The sequence below is a fragment of the Okeania sp. SIO2B9 genome (genome assembly GCF_010672505.1).
Classification (GTDB): Bacteria; Cyanobacteriota; Cyanobacteriia; order Cyanobacteriales; family Microcoleaceae; genus Okeania; species Okeania hirsuta.
In genome coordinates this window covers 1-3,732 of the sequence record NZ_JAAHGK010000782.1, presented here as the reverse complement: position 1 = coordinate 3,732, position 3,732 = coordinate 1, and the positions used below count along the sequence as shown (strand labels likewise).

5 protein-coding genes and 1 pseudogene are annotated in these 3,732 nt (G+C 35.8%); 3 read left to right on the top strand and 3 right to left on the bottom strand.

From position 1 onward, the window contains the following. Positions 1-47 precede the first annotated feature (47 nt). Entirely contained in the window at positions 48-197 is a 150-nt protein-coding gene (locus tag F6K13_RS23290) for a hypothetical protein (protein ID WP_161564712.1), read from the top strand. 428 nt (positions 198-625) lie between these two features. Here the strand turns inward: F6K13_RS23290 and minE are convergent, their stop codons facing one another. The 3 genes from minE to minC form a co-directional block, all read right to left on the bottom strand. Next, positions 626-910 (bottom strand): cell division topological specificity factor MinE, encoded by a 285-nt coding sequence (gene minE / locus F6K13_RS23285; protein WP_124147278.1) that lies wholly within the window; start codon positions 908-910, stop codon positions 626-628. Positions 911-966: 56 nt separating this feature from the next. Then, on the bottom strand, positions 967-1,773 hold the full coding sequence (minD, locus tag F6K13_RS23280) for a septum site-determining protein MinD (RefSeq protein ID WP_124147279.1): 807 nt from the start codon (positions 1,771-1,773) through the stop codon (positions 967-969). 478 nt (positions 1,774-2,251) lie between these two features. After that, a complete protein-coding gene (minC, locus tag F6K13_RS23275) occupies positions 2,252-3,034 on the bottom strand; it encodes a septum site-determining protein MinC (RefSeq protein WP_124147280.1) in 783 nt (260 codons plus the stop codon). Between minC and F6K13_RS23270 the strand changes: the two genes are divergently transcribed. Both F6K13_RS23270 and F6K13_RS23265 read left to right on the top strand, forming a co-directional pair. Then, complete coding sequence (locus F6K13_RS23270; protein ID WP_287278296.1) at positions 2,976-3,236, top strand: hypothetical protein; 261 nt, start codon at positions 2,976-2,978, stop codon at positions 3,234-3,236. The genes minC and F6K13_RS23270 overlap by 59 nt on opposite strands. Positions 3,237-3,367: 131 nt before the next feature. Continuing rightward, positions 3,368-3,732: pseudogene (locus F6K13_RS23265) on the top strand (GNAT family N-acetyltransferase); the annotation flags it as partial.

The window sequence follows — 3,732 nt, the reverse complement described above, 5'->3', positions numbered from 1 at the left end:
GCTATTACAGCGGTTTTCATTTCGATATACCACAGTAGAGACGTTCCATGAAACTTCCCTACAGGGTGCGTGATTATGACGATGTGGTTCATCAATATGAAAAGCGCTGTAAACAAGCTCGGTGCGTAGTTCACTTGTTAGATATGATTGTCTATGTAGACAATGTGTTATATCATTTTGATAAATATTTGGTATAAATAGTTAAGTTATTGCTAGTAGTTCAGAAAGTTTAATTTTTAGTCAAAAGTAAAAGTACATTATTGGTAAAGTCTAGAAATCACTCAAATTATGCGCAACATTCTTTTTTCACCCAATGGTATTAGATCCATGATTTTTCTATAAGTAGTTAGACAAAATTATTTGTATATTTACCGTAATGAGAAAACAATAACCCAGGTAATTAGTGATTTCATTGATTCACTAAAACTTAAGTCTCAAAAGTCAGTTGAAAAATCTGAAAATTAAGCTTAAGAGGAAAATAGTTGATCTGCTAGCTGTTTTCCTCTAACCGTTGATAACGGGAGTCCCCAACAGCTATTTTCAGATGAGGTCTATTTTATTCTGCCTGTTTCCTACTTCAAGCAAATATTGAATTAATTTTTTACAGATACTTAACTGAGATTATTTAACTATTGTGAATATCTGAGCTGGCTTTAATACGTCTAATAGGCAAATTTGCCACTAATGCTGTAGCTCTTTGATTATTTTCTAACAAAAATTCTGAATCGTTGTCATCTATTTCAACATAGCGAGATACTACTTCCATAATTTCTTTTCTCATAGCCTCTATTATTTCTGGATTGATATCGGCACGGTCATGAGCGATAACCAGCTTCAAACGACGCTTAACTTCATTACGACTACTAGGAGTATTTCTAGAAAAAAGTTTTTCTATAATTTCATTTAACATTAGCTTATTGTTAATTCAATAGTTGATTTATTCAGTAAATTGTAATTTTTTCCATATTAAACAATTTTAGATGATAATAATTTACGCAACCAAGTAAAGAAATTTTCTTGTGGGGGGTCTAGGTCAATAAAATCTACTTTTTCTCCATCTAAACGACGAGCAATATTAACAAATTCTGAGCCTGCGAGAGAAATATTTTCTGCTAATACTAAAGGTTCGCCTCGGTTAGTAGATACAATTACTTTCTCATCATCTGGAATAATTCCCATCAGTGGGATAGCAAGAATTTCTTCTACGTCTTGTACTGACATCATTTCATCAGCTTGGACCATCTGAGGTCTAATCCGATTAACTATCAGATGGATATTCTTAACATTATTGGCTTCTAAAAGGCCAATTACTCTGTCCGCGTCACGGACGGCAGATATTTCTGGGGTTGTAACAATTATAGCTTCTTGGGCCGGGGCGATCGCGTTCTGGAAACCTTGTTCAATTCCAGCAGGAGAGTCAATCAGAATATAGTCATATTTTGGTATTAACATATTGACTAACTCTTGCATTTGTTGGGGAGTAACTACTTCTTTCATTCGATTTTGAGCAGCAGGTAAAAGTGCCAACCGAGGTTGTCTTTTATCCCTAACTACTGCTTGTTCGAGGCGGCATTCTCCTGCTAAAACCTCTACTGCCGTATAAACAATTCTGTTTTCTAAACCTAGTAGTAAGTCCAAATTTCTTAATCCGAAATCTGCATCAACTACGGCTACTCGGCGACCCTTTTGAGCTAAAGCCATGCCCAAGTTTGCTGTGCAAGTAGTTTTTCCCACTCCACCTTTACCAGAAGTAATAACAATAATTTTGCTCATAAGCTATTAGAAATTAAGAAATAAAGAATTGTATATAGTCAAAACTTAGAGATTATTTTGGTATTTTAGATTAAGTTTAAAGTTTCTAACAGGATAATAATTATTTCATTACCCAATTTTTTAGATATGTAAACTGCAAAAAATCTGCTACTTCAAAGTTAACTTCAGAAATATCAGCTTATTCTTGTTACATTAAAACTGTGATTTTGTCAAGGAAGATTGATTTTGTAAAGACACTAGAGAATGAGGTTGGGGTGAAAAATTGTCGTTATGATTTGCTAGGTGCCAAAGGAGAATAAGTTTTTGAGTGAATTTACTTTTCGTTACATACTTATTTTGTTTGCGCCCTCTTAATATATTGCACGTTAATTTAAAGACATAGTGTTGTCTAGTTCCTAATTCCTAATTCCAATAAATTTTCTACAGGAGCATTTTCTCGGTTCTACCAACTACCAACTACTGACTACTGACTACTTCTTCAACGCCGTATCTTAACAAAGTCTACCATCCTACTAATACGAATCCCTTGATCTGTCACATAAGCAACTTCAGGATAAAATTGATTTGGTAGTTTTTCTGGCCCTCTAGCTACTTGCCCTGCAATTCTGATAATAGTTGGTTCCATCTGTAAAGTCATAATTACACTTTGAGAATTTCCTTTAGCACCAGCGTGGACTATTCCTCGTAAACGACCCCACACTAGAATATCTCCATCAGCAATGACAGAACCACCAGGATTAACATCTCCTACAATTACTACCGTACCGGGGTGCCGAATTTCTACTCCGGAACGAATGGTCATCTGTAAATATAAAGGTTCAAACATAGGTTGAACTTTTTCTGTAGGAGCTTGGTTGAGAGTAATAATGTCAAATTTTTGTTCTACAGAATAGCCAACTGTGACTGCTGCTACAGCAGTTTGGCGACGTGAAGTTTGAACTGTTGTTAATTCTAGTTCTACTTCTAAAAGAGCTTCAGCTATTTCTTGCAGTTGACGAGTATCTAATAAGCGGTCAAAAGCAATGAGCTGTACCTCTGTTTTTGGCTGCCAAAATCTTTCTCCTGCTTTGAGGCGTTGCTTAAACTGTTGCCAAATTTCTGTCCAGGTCATAGCAGTTGGACTTTCTATCTCACCATTATTAAATTCTGGTGGCAAGAGTAATAACAGTTTTCCTTCCTCTGTTTTGAATCTGACTTGTAAGTTGGTACTTACTTCTGGTGTAGAGGTGGAAGTAGTTGAGATAGAATCATCAGAAGACATAGAGTATGGAACTTTATTTTTAATTTTTTCTTTTGGCCAGACTATCTTATCATATCAGTTATTAATTAAGATTTGTGTGTTAGTACACCATTTATACGAGAAGGAAGAAGGAAAAAGGGCGATTAGTTTTTTAGGAGAGAAAGAAGGAGCGAAAAATCTGGTGTTGTCTGATGAGATGTCCGCACCCTTTCCCTCAAAATAAATAAGGGACAACAGAGAGATTTGCTTTTGAAGCGAGAAGATAGTTTTCTAATCTTGTCAATTTCCCTTTTATCCTATTGAAGAATGAATTGGTTAAAAAACTATAGTGCTATATAAATAAATGAGGTAATTATGAGCATCAAAACATTAACATCTCGCCCCTATAAAGGTGAGATAGATTTAGAGGCGATCGCTCAATTGCTAAATAGTAGTGAATTAGTTCATCAATTCCATGAATGGCCGTCTCCGGCAGAAATGCTCATGCAATTGGAAACTCCGTCTGTAGACAAGCAGCGCGATATTTGTTTATGGGAAGATAGCAACAGTCAAGTTATGGCTATTGCGGGATTGATAATTCCAGAAATAGGAGCAGATATTGCAGGTATTTTGTGGTTTCGAGTTGACCCCAATGCTCAAGGCAATAATTTAGAAGTTCAAATTCTGGAGTGGGGAGAGAAACGGATGCGGGAAGTGGGTAGGGAAAGGAATGTCAAGGA

Coding starts and splice junctions, on each gene's coding strand:
- F6K13_RS23290 (WP_161564712.1), top strand. CDS start 48: ATGAAACTTCCCTACAGGGTGCGTGATTATGACGATGTGGTTCATCAA.
- minC (WP_124147280.1), bottom strand. CDS start 3,034: ATGTCTTCTGATGATTCTATCTCAACTACTTCCACCTCTACACCAGAA.
- minE (WP_124147278.1), bottom strand. CDS start 910: ATGTTAAATGAAATTATAGAAAAACTTTTTTCTAGAAATACTCCTAGT.
- minD (WP_124147279.1), bottom strand. CDS start 1,773: ATGAGCAAAATTATTGTTATTACTTCTGGTAAAGGTGGAGTGGGAAAA.